The organism is Spirochaetota bacterium, assembly GCA_004297825.1.
Taxonomy (GTDB): Bacteria; Spirochaetota; UBA4802; order UBA4802; family UBA5368; genus FW300-bin19.
In genome coordinates this window covers 1-24,334 of the sequence record SCSX01000065.1, presented here as the reverse complement: position 1 = coordinate 24,334, position 24,334 = coordinate 1, and the positions used below count along the sequence as shown (strand labels likewise).

21 protein-coding genes are annotated in these 24,334 nt (G+C 55.3%); 14 read left to right on the top strand and 7 right to left on the bottom strand.

The window, feature by feature from the left end:
• Positions 1–335 precede the first annotated feature (335 nt).
• The 6 genes from EPN93_13370 to EPN93_13345 all read left to right on the top strand — a co-directional run bounded on the left by EPN93_13370 (position 336) and on the right by EPN93_13345 (position 5,997).
• The gene (locus tag EPN93_13370; protein TAL33751.1) at positions 336–782 is read left to right on the top strand and encodes an NfeD family protein; all 447 of its coding nucleotides are present in this window, start codon (positions 336–338) and stop codon (positions 780–782) included.
• Between the two features lie 43 nt (positions 783–825).
• Positions 826–1,701 (top strand): SPFH/Band 7/PHB domain protein, encoded by an 876-nt coding sequence (locus tag EPN93_13365; GenBank protein ID TAL33750.1) that lies wholly within the window; start codon positions 826–828, stop codon positions 1,699–1,701.
• A gap of 173 nt (positions 1,702–1,874) precedes the next feature.
• Complete coding sequence (locus tag EPN93_13360) at positions 1,875–2,870, top strand: hypothetical protein (protein ID TAL33749.1); 996 nt, start codon at positions 1,875–1,877, stop codon at positions 2,868–2,870.
• Complete coding sequence (locus EPN93_13355) at positions 2,867–3,595, top strand: uracil-DNA glycosylase (protein TAL33748.1); 729 nt, start codon at positions 2,867–2,869, stop codon at positions 3,593–3,595. Before EPN93_13360 ends, EPN93_13355 begins: the two co-directional genes overlap by 4 nt.
• 286 nt (positions 3,596–3,881) lie before the next feature.
• On the top strand, positions 3,882–5,102 hold the full coding sequence (locus EPN93_13350) for a hypothetical protein (GenBank protein TAL33747.1): 1,221 nt from the start codon (positions 3,882–3,884) through the stop codon (positions 5,100–5,102).
• 169 nt (positions 5,103–5,271) lie between these two features.
• Complete coding sequence (locus EPN93_13345) at positions 5,272–5,997, top strand: alpha/beta hydrolase (GenBank protein ID TAL33752.1); 726 nt, start codon at positions 5,272–5,274, stop codon at positions 5,995–5,997.
• Positions 5,998–6,079: 82 nt separating this feature from the next.
• Here EPN93_13345 and EPN93_13340 read toward each other — a convergent pair whose 3' ends face one another.
• Both EPN93_13340 and EPN93_13335 read right to left on the bottom strand, forming a co-directional pair.
• Complete coding sequence (locus tag EPN93_13340; GenBank protein ID TAL33746.1) at positions 6,080–7,438, bottom strand: amino acid permease; 1,359 nt, start codon at positions 7,436–7,438, stop codon at positions 6,080–6,082.
• 119 nt (positions 7,439–7,557) lie between these two features.
• Positions 7,558–8,658, bottom strand: coding sequence for a hypothetical protein (locus tag EPN93_13335; protein TAL33745.1), 1,101 nt, complete (start codon positions 8,656–8,658; stop codon positions 7,558–7,560).
• Positions 8,659–8,937: 279 nt separating this feature from the next.
• On the opposite strand from EPN93_13335, the gene EPN93_13330 reads away from it, so the two are divergent.
• Positions 8,938–9,900, top strand: coding sequence for a phosphatase PAP2 family protein (locus tag EPN93_13330; protein ID TAL33744.1), 963 nt, complete (start codon positions 8,938–8,940; stop codon positions 9,898–9,900).
• A 73-nt stretch (positions 9,901–9,973) separates the two neighbouring features.
• Here the strand turns inward: EPN93_13330 and EPN93_13325 are convergent, their stop codons facing one another.
• The gene (locus tag EPN93_13325; GenBank protein ID TAL33743.1) at positions 9,974–11,116 is read right to left on the bottom strand and encodes a hypothetical protein; all 1,143 of its coding nucleotides are present in this window, start codon (positions 11,114–11,116) and stop codon (positions 9,974–9,976) included.
• Positions 11,117–11,307: 191 nt separating this feature from the next.
• On the opposite strand from EPN93_13325, the gene EPN93_13320 reads away from it, so the two are divergent.
• On the top strand, positions 11,308–12,351 hold the full coding sequence (locus EPN93_13320; protein TAL33742.1) for a branched-chain amino acid aminotransferase: 1,044 nt from the start codon (positions 11,308–11,310) through the stop codon (positions 12,349–12,351).
• A gap of 82 nt (positions 12,352–12,433) precedes the next feature.
• Here EPN93_13320 and EPN93_13315 read toward each other — a convergent pair whose 3' ends face one another.
• Both EPN93_13315 and glpK read right to left on the bottom strand, forming a co-directional pair.
• Positions 12,434–12,631: a hypothetical protein gene (locus EPN93_13315; protein ID TAL33741.1), complete on the bottom strand. Its 198-nt coding sequence runs from the start codon at positions 12,629–12,631 to the stop codon at positions 12,434–12,436.
• A gap of 69 nt (positions 12,632–12,700) precedes the next feature.
• On the bottom strand, positions 12,701–14,320 hold the full coding sequence (gene glpK / locus EPN93_13310; GenBank protein TAL33740.1) for a glycerol kinase: 1,620 nt from the start codon (positions 14,318–14,320) through the stop codon (positions 12,701–12,703).
• A gap of 23 nt (positions 14,321–14,343) precedes the next feature.
• Here glpK and EPN93_13305 point away from each other — a divergent pair, with 23 nt between their 5' ends.
• The 4 genes from EPN93_13305 to EPN93_13290 all read left to right on the top strand — a co-directional run bounded on the left by EPN93_13305 (position 14,344) and on the right by EPN93_13290 (position 20,443).
• Positions 14,344–15,381 carry an N-acetylneuraminate synthase gene (locus tag EPN93_13305; GenBank protein ID TAL33739.1) on the top strand — a complete coding sequence of 346 codons (1,038 nt, stop codon included), beginning with the start codon at positions 14,344–14,346 and terminating at the stop codon, positions 15,379–15,381.
• 13 nt (positions 15,382–15,394) lie between these two features.
• Positions 15,395–15,940 carry a hypothetical protein gene (locus tag EPN93_13300; GenBank protein TAL33738.1) on the top strand — a complete coding sequence of 182 codons (546 nt, stop codon included), beginning with the start codon at positions 15,395–15,397 and terminating at the stop codon, positions 15,938–15,940.
• Between the two features lie 383 nt (positions 15,941–16,323).
• Positions 16,324–18,393, top strand: coding sequence for a PAS domain-containing sensor histidine kinase (locus EPN93_13295; protein ID TAL33737.1), 2,070 nt, complete (start codon positions 16,324–16,326; stop codon positions 18,391–18,393).
• A 232-nt stretch (positions 18,394–18,625) separates the two neighbouring features.
• Complete coding sequence (locus EPN93_13290; protein ID TAL33736.1) at positions 18,626–20,443, top strand: long-chain fatty acid--CoA ligase; 1,818 nt, start codon at positions 18,626–18,628, stop codon at positions 20,441–20,443.
• Between the two features lie 111 nt (positions 20,444–20,554).
• Here the strand turns inward: EPN93_13290 and EPN93_13285 are convergent, their stop codons facing one another.
• Together EPN93_13285 and EPN93_13280 are read right to left on the bottom strand one after the other, a co-directional pair.
• The gene (locus tag EPN93_13285; protein ID TAL33735.1) at positions 20,555–21,979 is read right to left on the bottom strand and encodes an adenosylhomocysteinase; all 1,425 of its coding nucleotides are present in this window, start codon (positions 21,977–21,979) and stop codon (positions 20,555–20,557) included.
• A 24-nt stretch (positions 21,980–22,003) separates the two neighbouring features.
• Complete coding sequence (locus EPN93_13280; GenBank protein ID TAL33734.1) at positions 22,004–22,909, bottom strand: methyltransferase domain-containing protein; 906 nt, start codon at positions 22,907–22,909, stop codon at positions 22,004–22,006.
• 150 nt (positions 22,910–23,059) lie between these two features.
• Here EPN93_13280 and EPN93_13275 point away from each other — a divergent pair, with 150 nt between their 5' ends.
• Positions 23,060–23,479 carry a chromosome partitioning protein ParB gene (locus EPN93_13275; protein TAL33733.1) on the top strand — a complete coding sequence of 140 codons (420 nt, stop codon included), beginning with the start codon at positions 23,060–23,062 and terminating at the stop codon, positions 23,477–23,479.
• 112 nt (positions 23,480–23,591) lie between these two features.
• On the top strand, positions 23,592–24,334 hold a 743-nt coding region (locus EPN93_13270), incomplete at its 3' end, for a cyclic nucleotide-binding domain-containing protein (protein ID TAL33732.1).

Sequence of the window (24,334 nt, the reverse complement as noted above, 5' to 3'; positions counted from 1 at the left end):
AAACTCAAACAGGCCCGTAATGCAAGATTTGAACGAAACAGGGAATTGAACAGCAATCTACTGGAGGATTTACCAGCTTAATTCAACCGAAAATAATTCCCATTTGGGTGAAGCGAAACAAAACGATCAGTGCAATCACCCTGGCCGAAGACTCACGGCAATTTATACTTGAAAAACTACGCTCCCGCGGATTCGAGAAATATGGAAAAGCTGGAGAATGACCTTTAAAATCGGCCGGGAAGGGTATGTATGAAATCATCTCGCACACCGATAGTTCGGGAGAAGCCCGTTCTCTCGTGTAGAGTGCATGCAATTACGCGGGAACGGAGGACAAAATGCAGCTTGCACCCCTGACATGGGCGGCGCTGGGTATCATTCTCATGGCGCTCGAAATAATCGTCCCGGGTTTCGTGATCTTCTGGTTCGGCGCGGGCGCACTGATAACCGCGCTTCTGGTATTCCTGGGGCTATTTACGCAGGCCGAATGGCAATGGCTCTGCTTCATGGTTTCCTCGCTCGCCTTCCTCGCGCTCTGGCACCTTGAATTGAAAAAGCATTTCAAAAGCCAGACGGACAACGATTTCCGCGATCCCACGCTCACGGGCCTCGCGGGACGGGTAACGAAGCCTATCAGCCCTTCCATTCCAGGCGAGGTCGAACTCTACGATAATTTCCACGGCCTTAAAAAATGGGTCGCCGAATCCTCGGGGCGCCTCGACGCGGGGCAGGAAATCATCGTCGTAGAGGCCCGCGGAATCAAGCTTGTCGTGAAACCGAAATAGAAAATATCCGCACTACATATCAATCATTACAAGGGAGGTCAGTATGGTGTATCTCATAGTCGCATTGACGGTATTCGCCTTCATCCTCATCTACAAGGGCGTGCGCATCGTTCCGCAGGCGGAGAACTGGATCGTGGAGCGCTTCGGAAAGTTCGCGAATACGCTTAATCCCGGTCTCAATATCATAAATCCCATCTTCTCCCGTATCGCCGCGAAGCTCGACATCCGCGAGAGCGTGATGGAGCTTCCGGCACAGGGGATCATCACCGTTGACAACGCCGCGGTCAGGGTTGATGGCGTGGTCTTTTACAAGATCCTTGATCCCTACAAGGCGTATTACGGGATACAGGATTTACAGTGGGCGATCTCCAACCTCGCGCTCACGACGCTCCGCTCGATCATGGGCAAGATGACGCTCGACCATTCGCTTTCATCACGCGAGAAGATCAATACGGAGCTTTTAGTAACGCTCGACGAGGCCACCGATTCGTGGGGCGTGAAGATCACCCGCGTCGAGATCAAGGACATCCAGCCCCCCGAGGATTTGCTCCACGCCATGGGGCTCCAGATGAAGGCCGAACGCGAGCGCCGCGCGACGGTGCTCGAGGCCGAAGCGCAGAAGGAGGCGCAGGAGAAAAAGGCGGAAGGATTCAAGCGGGCGCAGATACTCGAGGCCGAGGCGCGCAAGGAATCCGCCGAGCGCGACGCGGAGGCCAGGGAACGACTTGCCCAAGCCGAGGCGAACGCGATCAAAAACGTCGCCGAGTCCCTGAAGGGCACGGGCGGCGATCCGCTCGTCTACCTGCTCGGCCAGGAGTACGTCAAGGGCCTCATGAAGCTGGGCGAATCGCAGGGATCCAAGTTCATCCTGCTTCCCGCCGACGTGCTCGCGCAGATCAAGCAGATCTTCAAGCAGTAGCGCTGAAGAGCAGCGTCATGCGCGGTTCACTTTTCCAGTATAATCGCGCCGCGGGAATGCCGAAATCTTATTGACGCTTCGCTGCCGGTGTCAATACTTATTGAAGCCGCGCGGCTGGTCTGGCGGATCGTGCGAATCGATTCCATGCCGGTGCCGCGCCTTCATTGAACGACATGAAAAACCTGCTCCGCATACTGGGAATAATGAAATCCCACCGCGTGGGACTCGCGCTCGGCAGCGGGGGGGCCAAGGGCATCGCGCACATCGCCGTTATCGAGTACCTGGAGTCCCTGGGCATACCCGTCCATTTCATCGCGGGCTCGAGCATCGGTGCCATGGTGGGGGCGATCTACGCCGCGGGGGGCATGGGGAAATTCAAACAGGACCTCCTGAAAGTCAGCGCCAGGGAGCTTCTCGGCTACTTCGACCCGGTCTTCCCGCGCTCGGGACTCATCGAGGGAAACCGCATCAAGGAATACCTTTCCCGGTATATTCCGCGCGGGACGACGTTCCAGGACCTCCGCATCCCCCTGGGAATCACCGCCACCGATCTTGCGGCGGGGAAGCCCATGGTGTTTCAATCCGGCAACGTGATCGACGCGATCCGGGCGAGCATATCGATCCCCGGCGTGTTCGAGCCCGTGTGCCACGGGGAAACCATCCTCGTCGACGGCGGCGTGGCAAATCCGCTGCCCATCGACATCGTGAAGGACATGGGGGCGACCCTGGTGGTGGCCGTGAACCTGCACCCATTTCTGAAACCTGGTTTCCTGAAAAGCCGGCTACGCGCATCGGACTACACCCCCATCGATGCCTCCGGGGTACGCGCCGCCGGGAAGCGCCCGGACCTGTCGGCGGGCCTCGCCGAAAAGGCGCGCGGCTGGAAGTGGCTCCAATCCGTGGAGAAATGGCTGGGTGAGGGAAAGGAGAAGGCGGGCCCCTGCCTGCCGAACATCTTCGAGGTTCTCGCGCAGTCGCTCGATATCATGGAGCTGGTGAACACGCGATCGATGATCGCCTACAACCCGCCCGCGGTGCTCATCGAGCCTGAGCTCATGAGCCTGGGAATGCTGGATTTCACCCGCGCGCGCGATACGCTTGAGCGGGGCACGCAGGCCGCGCTCAAAACCGAGGGCGCATTGAAAAGAAGGATAAAGGCGAAACTATGACGAACGACGAAAAGGCCGCGAAGAACCGCGTACTGCTCCAGGAGCTGCGCGACCATATCGGGGATTGCACGCGGTGCAAGCTGTCCACCACGCGCACCAACATCGTGTTCGGCGAGGGAAATCCCGCGGCGCGGGTCATGTTTATCGGCGAGGGACCGGGGCGCGAGGAAGATTTGCAATCGCGCCCCTTCGTGGGGAGGGCGGGGGTGCTGCTCACCGCGATCATCGAGAAGGGCATGCAGGTTCCCCGGGAGGACGTCTACATCGCGAACGTCGTGAAGTGCCGCCCGACCGTGAACATGGAATTCCAGCGCGACCGTCCCCCGGACGACGAGGAGCGGGCGACCTGCGGGCCCTTTTTAAAGAAGCAGATCGAGATAATCCGCCCCGAGGTCATCGTCACACTGGGAAATCCCTCCACGCAATTTCTCCTGAATACAAAGCAGGGGATCACGAAGCTGCGCGGCACGTGGTGCCTGTTCGGGGAAATTCCGGTCATGCCCACCTATCATCCCGCATACGTGCTCCGCAACGGCGACATGAAGAGCCCCCTGAAAAAGGACGTGTGGGAAGATATCAAGAAGGTGCTCCAGCGCCTGGAATTACCGGCAGGCGCGCCCCTCGACGCGAAGATAACCGCGGCCGCGGAACGTTTCGAAAGCCTCAAGGATGACGTAACGCCCGCACGCGGGGACGGCAAGAACGGGCAGGGGAGCCTTTTTTAGCGGCGTACAGGACCGTCAAATATTCCTTGACAAAAAGGATTCATATCGGGCTGATACTATCGCGCACGGGCCCCGCCGGATACCGGATTTGACAGGCAGCGGCAGCGAGGGGTCCGATACGCCATGCCGCGATTATAAATTGACTTGTTGCATAACTCAATTTTTTACGGGGCACAAGGGGCGAAGCCCCTTAAAAGCCCCCCGCAGGGGTTCCCTGCGAGTGCGAGACGGCAGTTTCGCAACAAATTTAACGCAATCATTCCATCAATAAGGAGAACAGACAGCAATGAGTATACGTATGCTATTCGCGAGTTTTATGTCCCGGCGCTCACGCGTGATCGCCCTGGGCGCAATCGTAGCATTGGCGATGGGGCTCGCGTATTGCAGCTCGAACCACGCCGAGACAGGGAAGCGTGTCGGTGCAGGGGTCGTCAAAGCGAGCGAGATTACGATCGATCCGACCGTCAACGAGACCGCGCTGTTCATCGCGGGCAGGAATCTCCCCTCACAGTCAAGCCTTTACACATTTTCGCAGACAAAGGAATACCAGGCATTCAAGAAGCAGATGGACGCGAGCTGGTCCAGGCTGCAGGAATCCAATATGAAAAAGATCGAGGCATGGAGGCAGAAGTTCCTGCCCGGTCCGTTCAACAGCACGATCTACTATCCCTTCGCCGGTCCCGATGTCCTGAACGCGCTGGTATTCTTTCCCGACGGGGACGAGTACATCATGTTCGGACTCGAGGCGACCGGAAATATCCCGCAGCCGCAGGGAGTGGCGACGGACAAGCTCCTGGCCGGGCTCAACGGTCTGACCGCCGCGTTGAACAGCATCCTGAACGTGAACTTCTTCCAGACCCTTCACATGCAGAAGGAGATCAGCACCAATGCATTCACGAGCATCATCAGCGTCATGATGTATTTTCTCGCGCGCTCGGAGTATGAGATCCTGGATGTTAAAAAAATCTACATCGACGATATTGGTCAGGTCACCACCGACGTATCGAAGACGACGAAGGCTATGGTCATACCGGGAGCCGAGATGCTGTTTCGCAAGGGGAAAGACGCCCCCATCAAGCGGGTGCGCTACTTCGAGGTCGACGTGGAGGATTCCGCGCTGGAAAAACGGCCCAACTTCTTCGCCTACCTTTCCCGGTATACACGATTCACCACCATCGTAAAATCGGCGTCCTACCTGATGCACTACGACACGCATTTTACCAGGATCCGCGATTTCACGCTCGCGCAGAGCGACCAGATACTTCAAGACGATTCCGGTGTAGCAATGCGCTTCTTCCCGCAGAAGGAATGGAAGTTCACTTATCACGGGGTTTACACTATGCCCATCCCGCTGTTCCAGAACAGGTTCCAGCCGGAGCTCAAGAAGCTGTTCGCGGAGAAGTCGACGGGCCTGCTGCCTTTCAGCTACGGATATAACTTCGGGGCTAACGCAGCCAATCTCATGTTCGCAGAGCGCGCGGAGAATAAACAGGCAAGTGGAAACTAACAGGTACAGGGTGTCCCCGGTATCCCTTTTAATTCCCACGGTCGCGATCTTCCTGGCCGTGGTATCCGGAAGCTCATGCGGGGAGAAGGACCTCAAGCGCAGCGAGTACCTTCCGCTCAAGGAAGGGCTTACCACGCTGCAGCTTCCCGCGAGCGCCCCGGGGGGCTCCATGGCGGACGAATCGGTCCCGGTGGACGTCTACGTTTCCCCCGACAAGGGCGCGCAGGGCGGGGATATTCTCGTTCTCCCCGGATGGGACTTCCCGCGCACCGAATGGCAGAAGAAGACGCAGCTCGTGAGTCAGGCGAGAAACCTGGGTTACCGGCTCGTGTTTCCCGAGATGAAGAAGACGCTGTATGAATCGGAATATTTTCCCGAGACCACGCTCAAATGGGGCCCCGTGCCGGGGGCGAAATGGATCAAGGAAATTCTCGTCCCTTCGCTGCAGCGGTACGGACTGTTCATGCCGGGGGGGAGAAATTTCCTGTTGGGATTGTCGACCGGGGGAAGGGGAGTCGCGCTCCTGCATCTCGCCATGCCCGATCTGTTCAAGGGCGGGGCGGCGCTCTCCGGGGATTTTGACCAGACGGCGATGCCGTCCGACAATCTTGTGACCGCCGTGTATGGCGCGTATAACGCCAACAGGAAGCGCTGGACGGAGATCGATAATCCACAGTCGGGCGTAAGGGCGTGGACCATGCCGATCTACCTTGGGCACGGCAAAAAAGACGCGGTCGTTCCCTTTTCGCAGACACAGGCCTTTTTCGACGCGCTGCATGAAAAAAGGCCGGACGTCAGGGTTCAGTTGAACGCGCCCGAGAATGCCGCGCATGATTTCGAATACTGGACATCCGAGGTTCCCCGGGTGCTTGAGTTTTTCGGATCAGTCAAGTAACGACCTGAACGCGAAGTTCGATACGAAAAAAGGCCCGCCTTGTCAGCGGGCCTTTTTGCATGGTGAAGCCGGGAGGGCGATATCAGCCCCGCGCGGCTTTTCGAGCCAGCAGCCGCTGCCACAGGTAGTAGACGGGTATGCCGGCAAGCACGATCCCGATCGCGAAGAGCGAGGTGATGGTCCAGTTGAACAGCGCGGCGGCCATCATCGTGATCACGAGCGCGAGGTACACCAGGGGCACCAGGGGAAAGAGGGGCACCCTGAAGGGACGCGCGATTCCCGGTTCGCGGTAGCGCAGGTACATCATGCCGATAACGGTGAGCACGGGAAAAATATTGAGCGCGAATCCCATGTACTTCATGAGGGTTTCGGCGCTTCCCGTGAGCACGTAGATTATGGCGAGTGACATCTGGATCACGATCGCGAGCGCGGGCGTTTCGAAGCGGGGATGCAGCCTTCCCAGCGACTGGAACATCATGTTGTCCTTTGCCATTGCATAATAGACGCGCGGCCCTATCATCATCTGCACCGATACCGCGGAAAGCAGTACGATCGCGATTCCCAGGGCGAAAAAGCTCCCCACGGCGTCCCCGAAAAGATTCTTGGTGGCGATGGCGCCGATGGTCTCATTGCCCATCAACTCCCTCCCGGGGGACGATACGAGGAATACGACATTTATAAGAAGGTAAAGAACAAGGGTGATCAGGGTTCCTCCCAGAAGTATCTTCGGAAGATTTTTCCCCGGTTCCTTGATTTCCCCCGCGATATACGTCGCGCCGTTCCATCCCGAGTACGCGAACATGACGAACAGGAAACCAAGCCCGATAAGCGGAAGGCTCATCATGGTGGTCCCGTCCTGGGCGGGGTATTCTGCGACCAGCCTGTCGGCGCGGTCCCAGTTCGCGAGCGAGAGACCGAATCCTATGATGGAGACCACAAGCACGACTTTCAGGACGGTCAAAATGTTCTGTAAATAGCTCCCGCGCTTCACGCCCACTATATGCACTACGCTGAAGATCACGATAATAGCAATCGCGATAATCTTCTGGATCCAAACACCATCGAGCGCGGCCGTTCCCGCCGTGTTCTGTAAAAATTTCCCCAGGTACTGCACAAGCACAAGTGCCGCGGTCGCCACCGGTGCGGAGAATCCCACGAAAAGGGAAACCCATCCGGTCAGAAAGGCGGGAAGAAAACCGAAGGTTTTTTTCAGGTAGGTGTATTCGCCACCCACGTCGGGCCACATGGTGGCGAGCTCGGCGTAGCAGAGCGATCCGGTGATGGCCGCGATGCCCCCGAGCACCCAGAGCACGAGTACGGTGAGCGCGCTGCCCGTCATGCCCAGGACGAATCCGGTATTCATGAAAATCCCCGTCCCGATCATATCGGCGACGATAATAAGGATGCCGGTAAATACGCCAAGCTGTCGTTTCAGTTCCACGTTGAATTCCCCAAAATAATATTTGCGCTAGACTAGGATGGGCCGGACAAGTCCGTCAAGCATTATAAGACGAACCGGAAATGCCGGAGAAAAGCCGCCAGAGCGGGGCGGCCCGGGGGTTATTTCTGAACATGGTCCGAGCGGACCATGTACCACTCGTCGATTTTAGTATAGGTGCGAAGCTTGTCCCGGGAATCGGACGTGTCGACCTTGCAGCCGATAAAACCGGTGTCCTTCGCGTAAAACAGGTAGGTGATGGCGAAAAAATTAATCCCCGGGTCCGGGTTCTGCGCCTCTTCACGCACCACGATGACGTCCTTATACTCCTTCCCGTTGACCGATACGGTATCGTTGATTCCGACGATTTCGCGCTGCCGTTTTTCCTGGTCCACTATGATTTCCCACCGCGTGCCGGCCTTGAGCGGCCCCTGGAGGATAGTCTCCCTTTTCTTAACCGGCATGCCGGATGCATCCGGGAATTCCTCGACGGAACTGATCCTGCCCTCGTCGAACTGGATGGTGAACGTACCCTGTTTCCCCAGAGCGGGATTGGAGGGGACCGTCTCACGCTTCGTTCCAATCGCCCACTGGGTTTCTACATTGGTGATCTCGTAGTCCATCATTCGCACGTTATTTCCTATGGTAACGGTCCATTTCATACCCGGTTTCACGGGATAATACTTCATTATTTCAGGGAGCGTGGAAACCGATGGCGTTGCCTTTTCCTCCCTGCGGGGTCCGGGGGTGTGGTATTCGTTCAGAAGCCTTACGACCGGGATGTCCTTGTAAACCCCTGCCGGCGTATATATGAGATGCAGCACCTCGCGGGTTTCGAGCGCATCGGCGACGCCCCTGGAAAATCCCTCGTTCAGGATTATGAACAGGGGATATTTCTGGTTTCTCGTGTATGCGAACAGGACCTGCGGGCGCGCATCGTGGGGACCGAAAAACCATGTCGGAAGCACCGTAAACTTTTCGGCATGCACGGCGCCGTAGAACTTCTCGCCCGCGAGGAACTCGTAATCGTTGAGCAGCGTGCGGTAAGTCGCCCGGGGGAAATTTTTAAACTCGGAGGGATGCAGGGGAGAGTCGAATCCGGAATCGCTCTTCTCGATGGCGGTAAACGGACGGTCCGGAAACCCCTCCGGTCCGGCCGACAAAGCCGTACCCGTGATGAAAAGAATCGCCAGTGTGGTGCGGCCGATTATGCGCGCTTTCATGGTCTGGTTCCCCGTTTCCGTGAATGGTGTATATGCCTTATTATTAATAATCGTCACCTGGCAAAGTATAGTGAACAGAAGAAGTGAAAATCAACCAGAAATTGTGACACGAAACCTGTTTCCCCGCAAGAAGAACAATGTTGTTGAAAATGTTCATATTTCGAAAAATACTACATATTTATACTTGATTTTTCAGTCCCTCGCGAATAGTTTGTTAAATGGGATTAGATATTCACAAAATCGGATCAAGGATCCTTCTCGGCGGAAAAATCAAAAAACATGCATATCCAGGGAAAAATAGAGTACGACAGGCACGTCCACCTCGAAGAGATCATGACGATGGGCATTCTCGTGGTATTGAATTCGCTGATACTCCTCATCCCGGGGTTACGAAACGCGCCCATCGTGTTTACGATGAATTGCATCTTCATGCTCATCCTGGTGATCGTCCCGCTTCTTCATTTCAGGTATATCCAGCACCGGGGCTTCGAGGCCTTCCGGGATTTCTACGCGCTTATTATCGGAGTAATCGTTTTTTTCGAACACCATCACCTTGTGCCGCTCATCAATCCCCATGACGTAGATGAAGTGCTCATAGGCCTGGACCGCTTCCTGTTCCTGGGGAATGATCCGACCGTACTTGCCGAGAGCATTTCGTTCCCCCCGCTCACCGAGCTCCTCCAGCTCGGGTATGCGACCTTCTATTTTCTGCCCGCGGCACTCATCGTGATCCTGTACCTGAAAGGGAAAAAGATCCAGTTCCATATCGTAGCTTCAACGATCTTTTTCGGACTCTACATTTGCTACCTGGGATATTACATAACGCCCGCGATCGGTCCCCGTTTCACACTCGGGCACCTGCAAAGCACTCACCTGGAAGGGGTTTTCCTGTTCGATAGTATAAGAAACACACTGGACGCATGGGAAGGAATTACACGGGACTGTTGTCCCAGCGGCCACACCATGCATTCCGTAGTGACCGCAATGCTCGCCTACATGTTCTACCGGCCGTTTTTCAAGGTAGCTTCGGTCTGGGCGGCCATCATGGTGCTGTCCACGGTATATCTGCGCTACCACTATGTCGTTGACGTGTTCGCGGGGCTGATATTCGCCCTGGTGGTAGTCCGCTTCGTGCCGCAGCTTGCGCACCGGTTCATTTTCTGGCGCTCTCCTACGAGGAAAAGCCTTGCCGCCGGGCAGGGAGAGTCCGGGCTCCTGGAGTCCCTGAGAAATACCGAGTGACCGGTTTCTCATCCATATAAATGCAGAAGCGCCCCGATCGGGGCGCTTCGTGTTTCAGGATGAGATTCAATGTTCAGATTTTTTTCTGATAGATCCTGTACGTCTTGTAGTTTTCCGCCTTGAGGGGTTTCAGCGCGCCTATCATCTTGAAATTGGTTTCGACAATGAGGGAGCAATCCGACGCATCGAAGCCAAGTCCCACTCCGTCCTCGATCGTCCGCAGGTAGAAGACGTCGTCGATCTTGCGCCCGCGGTACGTGGGGAGTACTCCCATTATAATGGTACGCAGCTTCTTCGTTTTCTTGGCCGCCATGAGGGCGCGCAGTAGGCGCCAGGGATAGAGTCTCCCGTTCAGGATGCGGAAGATATGGTTTACGTCCGGTATCGAAATTATAAAACCGATCGTTTTTTTGGTTTTCCTGTCCTCCGCGAAAATCACCAGTTCGGGGACCACGATCTGGATAAGCTCGTCTATGAGCATGTCGAACTGTTTCTGGGTGAGCGGCAGATGCCCCCAGTTGCCTTCCCACGCCGTATTGAAGATTTCGAGTACGTCCTGCCTTCTTCTGGGAAAATCTTTCTTGTCGAAGATAGAATATTCCAGGTCTGTCTGGCTTTTCATGTATTCGTCACGGACGGCCTTCAGGTACGGCTTGTAATCCTCGATTTTCTTAACGAGGTAGCACGACCAGTCGATCAATTTTTCGAAACCGCACGCGACTGCCAGGTCCTTGTAATAGCCTGCCAGGTGGAACAGGCCGATGACCGGCATTACGTTCTCCCCGTGCACCTCGAAACCGATCGCGTCATATATGGAAAAGCTCTGCGGTCCCTGCATGGTGGTCTTGCCCTTTCCGCGCAGCCAGGCCGCCGCGGCGTCGAAAAGCGCCTGGGCCGTTTCTTTCTCGTTCAGCGATTCGAAATGTCCAAAGAACCCCGTGTGGGTATCGTACTTCTTTTCATACAGACTGTTGACATGCGCGGTTATCCTGCCCACGGGCTTTCCGTTCCTGTAGGCGATGAAGAAGGCGGCTTCCCCGACTTCGAAAAAATAGCCCTTATCATGATGGAAGAATTTTTTCTGTTCATGAATGATGGGCGGGATCCAGCTGGAATCATTATCGTAAATTTTCAAAGTCCACGGAATCATGATGAATTCCTTTATCAGCTTCCGGTTTTGCGAGTCGAACTGTTTAATCTCGATCGGGCCTGCCATACGACCTCCAATGGACATGTATACGTACCTTGAAACAAAATTTGATTTACGGATTATAAGGGCATTACGCGATATTATTTCAAGCTTAATTTTTAGGGTGATAATCCGGTGGAACGTTTATTGTTGACAATATCCGGTTTTAAGCTATAATGGAAAAGTTTTCACGAAAATCTTGCAGGGAAGTGGATTCAATGGCGACCAAAACCAAGGGAATAGAAAAGGCCCCGCTTAAATGGGCGGAACTGCCTTTCGGATACGTAAAGACGGATTATAATATACGATACTACTATCGCAACGGTTCATGGTCGGCGGGCGAGCTGGTCTCCGATGAAAATATCACCATGCACATGGCGGCCCCCTGCCTCCATTACGGGCAGGAAGCTTTTGAAGGGCTCAAGGTTTTTGAAACGCATGACGGACGGATAGTCGCCTTCAGGCTCGACGAGAACCAGAAGCGCCTGCAGAGAAGCAGCGAGCGGATAATTACGCCCGTGGTTCCTCCCGAAATGTTCAAGGACGCGATCCACCGGGTGGTCAAGGCCAACGCGCGCTTCGTACCGCCGTTCGGCACGGGCGCCAGTCTCTACGTGAGGCCGCTTATGCTTGGGACAGGCGCCAGGATCGGGCTCGGTCCGGCCGAGGAATATATATTTCTCGTGATGGTGACCCCCGTGGGACCGTATTACAAGGGTGGATTCAAGGCGGTGAAAGCGCTTGTCGTAGAAGAATTCGACCGCGCGGCGCCGATGGGCGTGGGTGACTGCAAGGTGGGTGGCAATTACGCGGCCGGTTTACGCGGGGAACTCTACGGCAAGAAACAGGGTTACCCGATAGTGCTGTACCTGGATCCCAAGGAAAAACGGTATATCGACGAATTCAGCACCTCGAATTTTATCGGAATCATGAACAACAAGTACATCACGCCGCAATCGGAATCCATCCTCGCGAGCGTCACCAACAAGAGCCTCGCGCAGCTGGCCGAAGACATGGGCATGACCGTCGAACGGCGGCCGATCGACATCGCGGAACTTTCGGATTTCAACGAGGTCGGGGCCGTGGGAACCGCGGCCGTAATCACGCCGGTGAATGTCATCCACTACCGGGGAAAGGACTTCACGTTCGGGAACGGGGATAGCGCCGGTCCGGTTATCACTGGTCTTTACGACAGGCTCTCGCTTATTCGTACGGGAGATGTGCCGGACAAGTTCAACTGGCTGGACGAGATTCTTGTGTAGTCTTCAAAACGATACGACACTCAAAACCACCTGGCCGACAGGTGGTTTTTTGTACGTGGAATGATTGGGGATTAAAACCGGCTTATTCGGATTTAACGACCTTTTCCGCCTGGAGCGCAAGGTAATTCACCAGCTGTTTCTCGGAGATATAGCCCAGGTTCACGAGTATGATCCCCATGAGCCCGCCTTCCTTCTTCTGAATAGCGAGCGCTTCATTTAATTGCTCCTGGGTGATTTCACCGCTTTCCAGCAGCATCTCCCCTAGTAATGGCTTCGCCATATAAGCCTCCATGCTGATAATAATGCTGACGTCGATTCCAATTGTAATCCGTGCCCGTGGAAATATCAACTACAATAATCGATTTACCGCATCTTTCCAGATCGCAATATATCGCTGCCGCTCGGAATCCGTGATTCGGGGCGCGTATTTCTGGACGATGCGATTGTGCTTGGCGACCTCTTCGATCGAATTGTAGAGGCGCTGCGACAGGCCCGCCAGGTAGGCCGCACCGAGCGCGGTTGATTCAGTCACCTCGGGGAGCAGGACCGGGATATTCAGTATGTCGGCCTGGAACTGCATCAGGTATCGTCCCCTGGTCGCTCCCCCGTCGACCTTCAGCTCGTGGATGATCTTGCCGGAATCCTGCTGCATGACGTTGATCACGTCCATGGCCTGGAATGCCACGGACCGGAGCGCGGCCCGCACGATCTGTTCGCGGGTCGTGTCGCGTGTAAGGCCGAAAATAGCCCCGCGCGCGTCCATTTTCCAATAGGGCGCTCCCAGGCCCACGAACGCCGGGATGAGTACAACCTCGTCGTCCTTGGATACGCTTTCGGCAAGACCGTCGACGTCCGAGCTCTTTTCGAAAAATTTCATGTAGTCCCGAAGCCACTGCACGACCGCGCCGCCGATGAACACCGAGCCCTCGAAGGCGTACACCGGTTTCCCCTGCGTGTCGCAGGTGAGCGTGGTCAGCAGCCCGTTTTTCGAAAGGATGAAATTGTCGCCCGTGTTGAGGAGCATGAAGCAGCCCGTCCCGTAGGTGTTCTTGATGGTGCCCTCGAACACACAGTTTTGTCCCACCATCGCCGCCTGCTGGTCGCCCGCGATTCCGCCTATCGTCACGCCGTCGGGGAGGCCGGGAACACCCACCGTCTCGCCGAAATATGAGGCAGAGTCCCGAACCTCGGGAAGAATGTTGAGCGGAATATCGAGGATATGGATGAGCTCACGGTCCCATCGTTTTTCCGCGATATTGAATATGAGGGTGCGGGACGCGTTCGTGTGGTCGGTTTTATGCGAGCGGCCGCCGGTAAGCTTCCAGAGTATCCACGTGTCTATGGTGCCGAAAAGCAGCTTGCCGTTCTTCGCCAGGTCCCGCGCGTCGGGCACGTTATCGAGTATCCATTTTATCTTGGTCCCCGAAAAATACGCGTCGAGGACCAGGCCTGTTTTTTCCCTGAAAAGCGCCTCATGGCCGTCTTCCTTGAGCTTGTTGCAGATTCCGGTAGTGCGCCTGCACTGCCATACGATCGCGTTGTAGACGGGCTTTCCCGTATCCTTGTTCCAGATCACCGTGGTCTCGCGCTGGTTTGTGATTCCCAGGCATATCGCGTCCTTCGCGTCGAGGCCGCCGTTTCGAATGGCCTCCGGTATCAACTCGCAGATCGAGGTCCAGATCTCCTCGGCATCGTGCTCGACCCAGCCCGGTTTCGGGAAATGCTGGGTGAATTCCTTGTACGCGTTTGAAAGCGGGAAGCCGGTATCGTCGAAACAAAAGACCCGGTTGCCGGTCGTTCCAAGATCGAGCGAGAGTATGAATTTTTTTCCCACGGGGGCTCCTCGATGATCGTGAAATGGATGAAAAATGCATTCAAGGAAAAGTACTTTAGCAGAAATCGGGCCACTGTCAATTAAAATACCCGGATTCTGATTGAAATAAATACCGCGGGCATGATAGTGTGACATAATCGAATCGGGGGTTCAGCGGAATGTCGCTCGCGTCGGACGTGTTTAAGGGAAGGGAGACGGTCTTTATTGCGGAGATCGGGCTTAACCATAACGGGGACCCGGAAACGGCGGCATTAATGATCGATGCGGCGGCCGCTTCGGGCGCCCACGCCGTGAAATTCCAGACGTTCGTGCCGGAGCTTTTTTACTCGAGGTATACGAGCTCGCTGCTGGCGACCGGAAGCGAGGGGGCGCCGGACGGCAGCCAGATCGAATTCTTCAGAAAGTTTGTCCTCCGGGAGGCCGACTATCGCCTGCTGAAAGCCAGGGCGCTTGAAAGGGGCCTTGTATTTTTTTCATCGCCCTTCGATGCGCCGTCCGTCGAGCTCCTAGAGTCGATCGGCGTGCCGCTCTACAAGGTCGCCTCGTCGGAGGTGACGAATCACCCGCTGCTTCGCCGCATCGCGAAGACGGGCAAGCCCGTGATCATGTCGACCGGCATCTGTACCCAGGATGAAATCGCGTCCGCGCTCGGGGTCCTTCGGGAATCGGGCGCGCCCGATATCGTCCTCCTTCACTGCGTGTCCCTGTATCCGCTTCCGCGCGATAAGGCGAATCTCGCCCGGATTCCGGCGCTCGGAAAACGCTTTGGCGTCCGCGTTGGTTTTTCTGATCACACCGCGGACGAACGCACGGCGGAAATCGCGGCGGCATTCGGGGCGCGGATATTCGAAAAGCATTTCATGCACCAACCGCGATTTGAGTGCCCCGATAGCGCCGTGTCGCTCGATCCTGCCGGATTCAGGCGAATGGTCGAAGGGGTTCGGGAAGCGATCGCGATGGCGGGCGACGGACACCTGTCGTCCGATTTTTCGGAAAAAGAGATTGCAAATTCCGCGAGACGCAGCGTCTTTAGCAGCAGGTTTATCGGAAAAGGCTCGCTCATCACGCGCGACGACCTGGTCGCCAAGCGGCCGGGAACCGGAATGCCCGCGTATCGAATCGATGAGATAGCCGGCAGGAAGGCGGCCTGCGATATTGATGAGGACCACCTCATCCGCGCCGAGTATCTGGAATAGCAGGAGCTGACAAATGGTTTTACGGAAATTGGTTCTCGCAACATGTATCGCGGGTCTTGCAGGCAGCGCGTGTGCCGGGTTCGGCATCCGTGATCCCAAGCAGTTTCTTTCCGTGGAGGAGAAGCGGCTGTTCAAGAAAACTACGCAGGCCCTGGATACGGGATTCGGCTATGACCATGACGTCGAGCTCTATTACGTGTTCACGTACGCCTACGGGGAAGAGAATCCGCGGAAAAAAGAGGCGGGTTTCGCCGATACGATCAAATCGATTGATAAAAGCGTTATCGTCTCCTTTTACGCGACCGTATACCGGATTTACGCAATGACCGCCTATAAGGCCGCATGGTACAAACAATGGCGTGACAAGAAAAACGCCACGTATGTCAAAAAATATCTGCTGCCGCCCATGGAAAAATATCTGGGGCTGATACAAAAATCGATCGTCCAGGTTTACCCGGAGATTGAGTCGGAGCTGCCATCAATAAAAACCGCTGCCGATCGCGTGGTGCAGGAATTTTACGATACCGATCAAAAAAAATCCCCATTTCCATGGGGATAAGCTCCTGTATCCGCAATCCGGGAAATATATCAGGCCGCAAGAGTTAGCACTCAATAGTGTGGAGTGCTAGTGTAATATAGCGCGATCCATTGAATTCGGCAACTAGAATCCTCAACTACGTTAAGTTTCCCTGTCAAACCTGATAAGAATTGGATTGCGGCATCCGGGCCTGCACGCAGGGCTATCGGACCCCCTTGAAATCTATTTGACATAGCATGTCCGGACTATGGTAATTAAGGCATGCGATATGCGTTCTACACTGCGTACCCCTCAAAGAGTGTCATCTTTTCGATTTTCCAGTCATCCCTGAGATGGAACCCGCCATTCCCAACGTCTGATACCGTGGACGGGGCACATATGCGAAAAGGAACAGGCTGGCGGTGATGGCAAAAATCCCCGGTGATAACGGTGCCATGGATACTGAAAATCCGCCTGATGACCTGAGGCAGGCGGATTTCCTGTCCCGCGAGTTCCTCATGGGCATACTCGACGATTCGGTGAACGGCTTCTTCATTTTAGATGCTCGTTTCCGGATCATCTACGGAAACCGCTCATTCCGGTCGATGTTCCGGGAATACGAGTTAAGCGATGTGCCCGTGCACGAACTTTTTACAGGCAATCCACGGCGGACAATCAAGCGGAAGATAAAGACGGTGTTCAGCAGGCAGGTACCGGAAATTATCGAAATAGAGGTCAGGATCGCGGGAAAGACCCGGTATTTCCTGGTGTCCCTGAACCCGGTACGAAGAAAATCCGCCAGGGCCAGGGTGATTTACGGCTTCATCCAGGACGTCACGGAGCTTAAAAATTTACAATACCAGCTCGAGAATGAGCGCAATTATAACCGCAGCATCATCGAGACGGTGAAGCTGGGTTTCGTACTCGTGAACGACAGTAACGAGTATCTCGATTATAACGGCGAATACCTCGCGATCCTGGGAAGGGATGAAAAAGACCTGGAAGGGAAGACCTTCTACGATTTCACCGAACCCTCGTATATTAAAAACCAGGAGGCCATGATGAAGGAGATGGTGAAGAGCTGCCGTCCCTTCATCCTGGAAAAGGAATTCGTCCGGAAGGACGGCAGCACCGTCCCGGTGCTGCTTTCAATGTCCAGGCTGCTCGACAAGCAGGGAAGGCCGATCGGCAATTTCGCGTTCATCCGCGATATCTCCGACCAGAAGCAGATCGAGAACACCCTGATAGAACAGAACCGCAACATTGTAAACCTGGTCACCATATACAACTATGCCTCGGCGCGCTTCCTGAACTGCTCGAACAGGGACGAGGCGTTCGGGATACTGAGCGAATCGCTGCACGGCATCATCGCGTTCGACAAGATCGAACTCCTTATTAAGGGGAACGGCGGATTTTCGAGCGTATTCGGCGACGGGGTGCTCGCGCAGGGCAGAAAGGAGCCCGTGAGCGATAAGAATTCGCTGACCTTCAAGCTCCTTGACGCGAGGGAATCGCCGATCCTGGTAAAAAATGTCATGACCGAGTTGAACGACGAGGACTTTTCGGTCTTTCCCGGTCTCACCAGGCATAAATCGGCCCTTTTCATCCCCGTGCCGGTGCGGGGATCGTTCGGACTGGCGGTCATTATGGCGTTCGAAAAGCCACTGTCGACGCCGGATGAATATGTCATGAACATTCTTATCGGCATTTCCAACCTAGCCTCGATCACAATCGAGAAAATACTTTCGGTCGAAGAACAGAACATGATGCGCCTGACGCTGGACCGCAACGAACGCCTGACATCGATGGGAAGGATAATCGCGGGCGTCGCGCACGAGATAAACAACCCGCTTTCGATAATGCAGCTCGACCTTGATGAAATGAAGGATATCGCATCGGATTTGGAGACGAGGGACAGGGCTTCGTTCGATGAACTGGTTAAATCGCTCCAGGAGGAGATAAGCCGGCTCTCCGGTCTCGTCAAGCAGCTCAAGGACTATTCAAACCCGTCAAGCATAGGGCTGGAATCGGTACAGATCGACGATATGATTCGCGACTTCCCCGTCAAAATATTTCTGAAAAACCTGCAGAAAAAGGGCATCCGCGTCAAGCTTCGACTCAACGCCAGCAGGGTATCGGTCCAGATGCCGAAAAACCGGCTTATACAGGTGCTCATGAACCTGCTGCAAAATGCCGCAGACGCCCTCTCGGGGCGCCCGGATCCCGAGCTAATCGTTGAGACGGGCGCTTCCGGCGGAAAGAAGGCGCAGGTATTTATCGCGGTGCTGGATAACGGCGCGGGTATCCCGTCGACTCACCTGCAGAAAGTATTCGAGCCATTCTTTTCCACCAAGAAAAGCGAAGGGACGGGACTTGGGCTGTCGATCTCTTACTCGATCGTAAAAACATACCGGGGAGAAATACAGGTCGAAAGCGAGGAGGGGGAGGGGACGCGCTTCACCATAAGTTTCCCGGAATCATCGGTCAGTCCATAGGTTTAACCGCTGCGGGGCCGGTCCCGCGCAATTTTTTTAAACCTGTATAATAAGATGATTGACAAAGAGGTTTATTCATCATTTTACAATAAGACATACTCACACGTCATGTGTTTTGGTTTTTTGACCCGCCGGGAACGATTCGCTTCGCATGCGATTTCGCGACCGAGGGTTTCTCTGGCGTCCTGTATAAATAATATATTTTCTAAATCAAATTTTAATGGAGGAATAGATGGCGCAATATAAAGAAACATCGATGGGCGCGATTTTCCAGAATCGCGCGGCCAAGTATGGCGAGAAGGCCATGGTTGCCTATAAGAAGGATGGCGCATATGTAGATCTTTCCTGGAACCAGATGAACGACATGGTTCACAAGCTTGCCTGGTACCTGCTCTCGTCAGGTATCAAGAAGGGTGACAAGGTAGCGCTCTTTTCCGAAAACCGGTGGGAATGGTGGCTTACCGATCTGGCTATCCTCTCGATCGGGGCGGTAAACGTTCCCGTATACGCGACTAACTCTGCGGATGAGGCCGAGTATATCCTCGACAATTCCGAATCCAAGGCGTGTATCTGCGGGTCCAATGACCACCTGGACAGGGTTCTTTCCGTTAAGAAGAAGCTGAAAAAACTTAAAGATATTATCATCATCGACGCCCCGAAGGGCAAGAAGCCGGGCGTGATCACCATCCAGGAAGCCATGAAAAAGGGCGAGGCCTATAAGGGCAAGGCCAACTTCGAAAAGGCGCTCAAGGCCATCAAGCTTTCGGATCTCGCGACTCTTATCTATACCTCGGGCACCACGGGCAATCCCAAGGGCGTAATGCTCACCCAGAACAATTTCGTATCGAACGTCAACCAGATCATGAACGGGATCGAGGAGTACCTCACCGAGAACGACACCTTCCTTTCATTCCTTCCCCTTTCCCATTCGCTCGAGCGCACCGCGGGCTACTACCTCGCGATGTTCGTGGGCGTAAAAGTCGCTTTCGCGGAAAGCTTCCAGACCATCCAGTCCGATTTCGTAATGGTCAAACCCACCGGGCTTATCAGCGTTCCGCGGCTGTACGAAAAGATTCACTCGGGAATAGTGGCCAAGGTCGCCGATGCGCCGCCCGTGAAAAAGGCGCTGTTCAACTGGGCGATGGGAGTTGCCAAGCAGAACCTTCCTTACGTATGCAAGAATATCGCGCCGACCGGCCTGATCGGATTCAAGGTAAACCTTGCCGAGAAACTGATCTTTTCCAAGCTGAAGGCCGCATTGGGTATGGATCAGCTTCGCCTCGCGGTTTCGGGCGGGGGACCGCTCTCAGTATCCGATGCCGAGTTCTTCCTTGGGATGGGACTCAGGATCCTCGAGGGGTTCGGCCTGACCGAAACCACCCCGGTTACCAACTACAACCGCCCCTGGCTCATTAAGCCCGGTACGGTGGGCCCGGCGGTGAAGGATACCGAGATCAAGATTTCCGACGAGGGCGAGATACTGATCAAGGGACCCCAGGTCATGAAGGGTTATTACAAGAACCCCGCCGATACGAAGGAAGCCTTTACGAAGGACGGATTTTTCCGGACCGGCGATATTGGCATGATCGACGAGGACGGGTATCTCTCGATCACGGGACGCATCAAGGATATCATCATCACCGCGGGCGGGAAGAACATTTCCCCGCAGAATATCGAGAACAGCCTCAAGACCTCGCATTATATCGAGCAGGTCGCGGTGATCGGGGACCGGAGGAAGTATCTGGCGGCGCTGATCGTTCCCGCGTTCGAAGAGCTTAAGAAGTGGGCCAAGAAGAGCGGAATCGCCTTCTCGAGCAACCAGGACCTTATCGAGAATGCGCAGGTGAACGCCATGGTCGGCGAGGAAGTCAAAAAGTACACGAAGCAGTTCGCCCGCGTGGAGCAGATACGCAAGTTCAGGCTCCTTGACGCTGAGTGGACCCAGGCGACCGGGGAGCTCACCCCCTCGCTCAAGGTGAAGCGCAAGATCGTAAATACGAAGTATGCCGCCGAGATCGAAAGCCTGTATCCGGAAGGCGACGGCGACTGATTCGAGAATTAAGCAGTAATAAAATAGGGGCCCGGAGAAATCCGGGCCCCGTTTATTTACAAGAAAAGCGGCATCGCGAGATGCCGCTTTCCCTTTGGGATGAGAGGCGTATCAGTAGCGATAATACTCCGGCTTAAACGGGCCTTCCGCGGGAATGCCCAGGTACTCCGCCTGCTGCGGGGTCAGGCTGGTCAACCTGGCTCCAAGCCGGTCAAGGTGAAGCCGCGCGACCTCTTCGTCCAGCTTCTTGGGAAGGGTGTATACGCGCGCCTCGAGCTTTTTACCGGCCAGCTCAATCTGGGCAAGGCACTGGTTGGTAAAGCTGTTGCTCATAACGAAGCTCGGATGCCCGGTGGCGCAGCCCAGGTTCACGAGGCGCCCCTCGGCGAGCACGATGATGGATTTTCCGGAAAGGGTGGTCCATTTATCGACCTGCGGTTTGACCGTGAGCTTGGTGATCCCCGCGGTGGTCTCAAGGTAATGCATGGCGATCTCACTGTCGAAATGCCCGATGTTGCAGACGATCGCCTCGTTCTTCATCTTTTCCATGTGTGCGCCGTTAATGACGTCGAAACAGCCGGTCGCGGTAACGAAAATGTCCCCCTCTGAAACCACGTCTTCGATGACGGCTACCTGGTAGCCTTCCATCGCTGCCTGGAGTGCGCAAATGGGGTCGATCTCGGTCACGATGACCCTGGCGCCGAACCCGCGCATCGATTGCGCGCATCCCTTGCCCACGTCGCCGTATCCGCATACCACGACGACCTTACCGGCAACCATGATGTCCGTCGCGCGCTTGATGCCGTCGGCGAGGGATTCCCGGCAGCCGTACAGGTTGTCGAACTTTGACTTGGTCACGGAATCGTTTACGTTGATGGCCGGGAAAAGCAGTTCCCCGTTGGCCTGCATCTGGTAGAGGCGGTGCACCCCGGTGGTCGTCTCCTCGGATACCCCCTGGATTTTCGACGCCATCTTCTGCCAGCGGGTCTTGTCCGCGCGATAGCTTTCACGAAGGCGATCCATGATGATGCTGAATTCCTTGTTGTCGTAGGTCTTGTCCAGGAGTGAGGGATCCTTCTCCACCTTCACCCCCTGGTGTATCATGAGGGTGGCGTCGCCGCCGTCATCTACGATGAGGTCGGGCCCGCTGCCGTCCGGCCAGGTGAGCGCCTGTTCGGTGCACCACCAGTATTCCTCGAGCGATTCGCCCTTCCAGGCGAACACCGCTGCGGTGCCGGCCTTGGCGATCGCCGCCGCGGCATGGTCCTGTGTCGAGAAGATGTTGCACGAAGCCCACCTGACGTTGGCGCCGAGTATGACGAGGGTTTCGATGAGCATCGCTGTCTGGATGGTCATGTGCAGGCTGCCCGCGATCTTGAGGCCCTTGAGCGGCGCGGACGGGCCGTATTTTTTGCGTGTGGACATGAGACCCGGCATTTCGTTTTCGGCAAGATCCAGTTCCTTGCGTCCCCAGTCCGCCAGACTGATGTCGGCGACCTTGTAGGGAAGTTTCTTTTCGATGGCGAGAACGGACATAGTAAGTATCCTCCTTTTATAGTGTCACTCCCTTTCGGAGTGGTATAGGCGTATGCTTAGCCCGCCGGGAATGGGAAAAGGCACGGAATCCCTGATGGAGAATTCGGCGTCTCGGAGCCAGCGGGTTATCTGGCTCGCATCGAATCCCAGCCAGCGGTCCCCGTGATCGGACCGGAGAGCTTCGCTCGCGTGTTTTTCAAATTCGACGACGATAAAGGTGCTCTTTTTCTTCATGACACGGGCCGCTTCCCGGATTCCCTTCTCGGGCGCGACGAGGTGATGAAGGACCATGTTCATCAGCGCAAAATCCGCTTCCCCGTCGCTCATGGGCAGGTGCTCCATCTCACCCAGTCTCAGGTCTATCGAGAAGCCGTCGCCGGAGAACCTCTGGCGGGCCATCTCGAGCATGCGCGGCGAGTTGTCGACGCCGATACTGCGATCCGCGCGCTGTTTTAAGAATTGGAGAAAATCGCCGGTGCCGCATCCAAGGTCGGCGGCGACGGTGCAGCGAGGCACCCGCTCGATGATTTTTCCCGCAATATCGAATTCACGGAAAAGGTCGCTCTTTTTCGCGTCCCACGCGTCGGCGATCCCGTTGAAGAAATTGCGTGTCTCGGCGGTCCGCGCCTCTATAACCTTGAGTCCGCGCGCAATGTCGGCCGAAAGGGGCGGGCTCGCGAACAGGTAGGTTATCGCGTCGATAAAACGCCGCGCATCGCCCTCCTTCACCCCGGAATAGAATACCCAGAGGCCGTCGCGGCGCGAAGAGAGCAGGCCGCTGTCGGTGAGAATTTTCAGGTGTCGCGAGATGCGTGGCTGCCCCATGTCCATGACCGCGGTGATCTCGTTCACGTTCAACTCATAGTGCATGAGGAGATTCAGCAGCCTGAAGCGCGTGGTATCCGATAGGGCTTTAAAATAATCAATCATTCGGTTTATATTACAATATCAGCATATAGTAATATATGAAAACTGTCAAGTAAATTATTGAAAATAATTCCCAATTGGAATAATTGAACGCTACCCGGATTTACTGTTGACTTTTCGCCGATTTCGCACTAGTGGTACCCATCATGTCGCATCCCATTTCCCGGTGAGGACACTCCCTTGAAAGTCAGATTGGACCAGATCAAGATCAAGCGGCGCATTCGTAAGGACCTTGGAAGCATTTATGAGCTCAAGGAGTCGATGCGCAAGCACGGGCTCATCAATCCCGTCACCCTGAACAAAAAAAACGTCCTGCTGGCCGGGTATCGCCGTCTCATGGCGGCCAGGGAGCTGGGATGGACCGAAATAGAATGCACCATCGTGAGCGCAAATTCTTCGCTTGAAAAATTCGACATCGAGGTCGAGGAAAATATCGTGCGCAAGAATTTCGCGCCCGTCGAGGTCGATTGGATCGAGGAGCGCCGGCGCTATCTCCAGATGAATATAGTACAAAAGATCGTGTACTGGATTAAAAAGTTTTTCAGGTGGATCCTGCGTCCCTTCGGGCTTTAAACCGCCGCACGCGCAATCCCCCGGAGCATCATGATATTACCCCTGGTGACCTCGAACGCCCCCTCGGGCAAAAATTTATTTTCTTGTATCCCTGCGGGGGTAGGGTAGAATCATGCGCATCGCCGGACCAGGAAGGCCGGCAGCAGGAAACGACATGGACACGGAATCGCTGAACAAAATCATCGCCTTGCTGAATAATATTCCCGTATTCAGCGGGCTCAGGGACGAAGACCTCGCGGCGATCATTCCCCTGCTCAGGAGGGAATCCCATCCCGCGAATTCGATCATCATCGGGGAAGGGGATCGCGGCGAGTCCATGTATATCCTTATAGAAGGGATGGTGAAAGTCGCCCGTTGCGGCGAGGGCGGCGAGGAAATCTCCCTGGGTACCCTTCCCGGCGGCGCGTTTTTCGGCGAATTTTCCCTGATAGACAACCTGCCGCGATCGGCGAGCGTGGTCACCGTGGCGCCCACCGATCTCTTCACCCTGGCGAAATCGGACTTCGATTCGCTTCTTGCGCGCAGTGCGCGCCTCGCGAACGTCTTTTACCGAAACTGCCTCATGGAAACCTTCTCGCGCTTCCGTAACAACCTCGCGAACTTCACCTTTTCCCAGCACTCGCTCCGTGAGAAATCGGCGCGCCTGGACGAAATCAACGTCGATCTTTCCCGGGCGAAAAAAATACAGAACTGTTTTATCAATACGGACGAGCTTGACGCGACCGCTCCGCTGATCGAGGGAGTCCGCCATTCATACGTCTACCTTCCCTGCATCGACGTGGGAGGAGATTTCCTGAACGCGACCAGGCTCGCGGACGGAAGCCTCTCCATCATTATCGCCGATGTCGTGTGCCA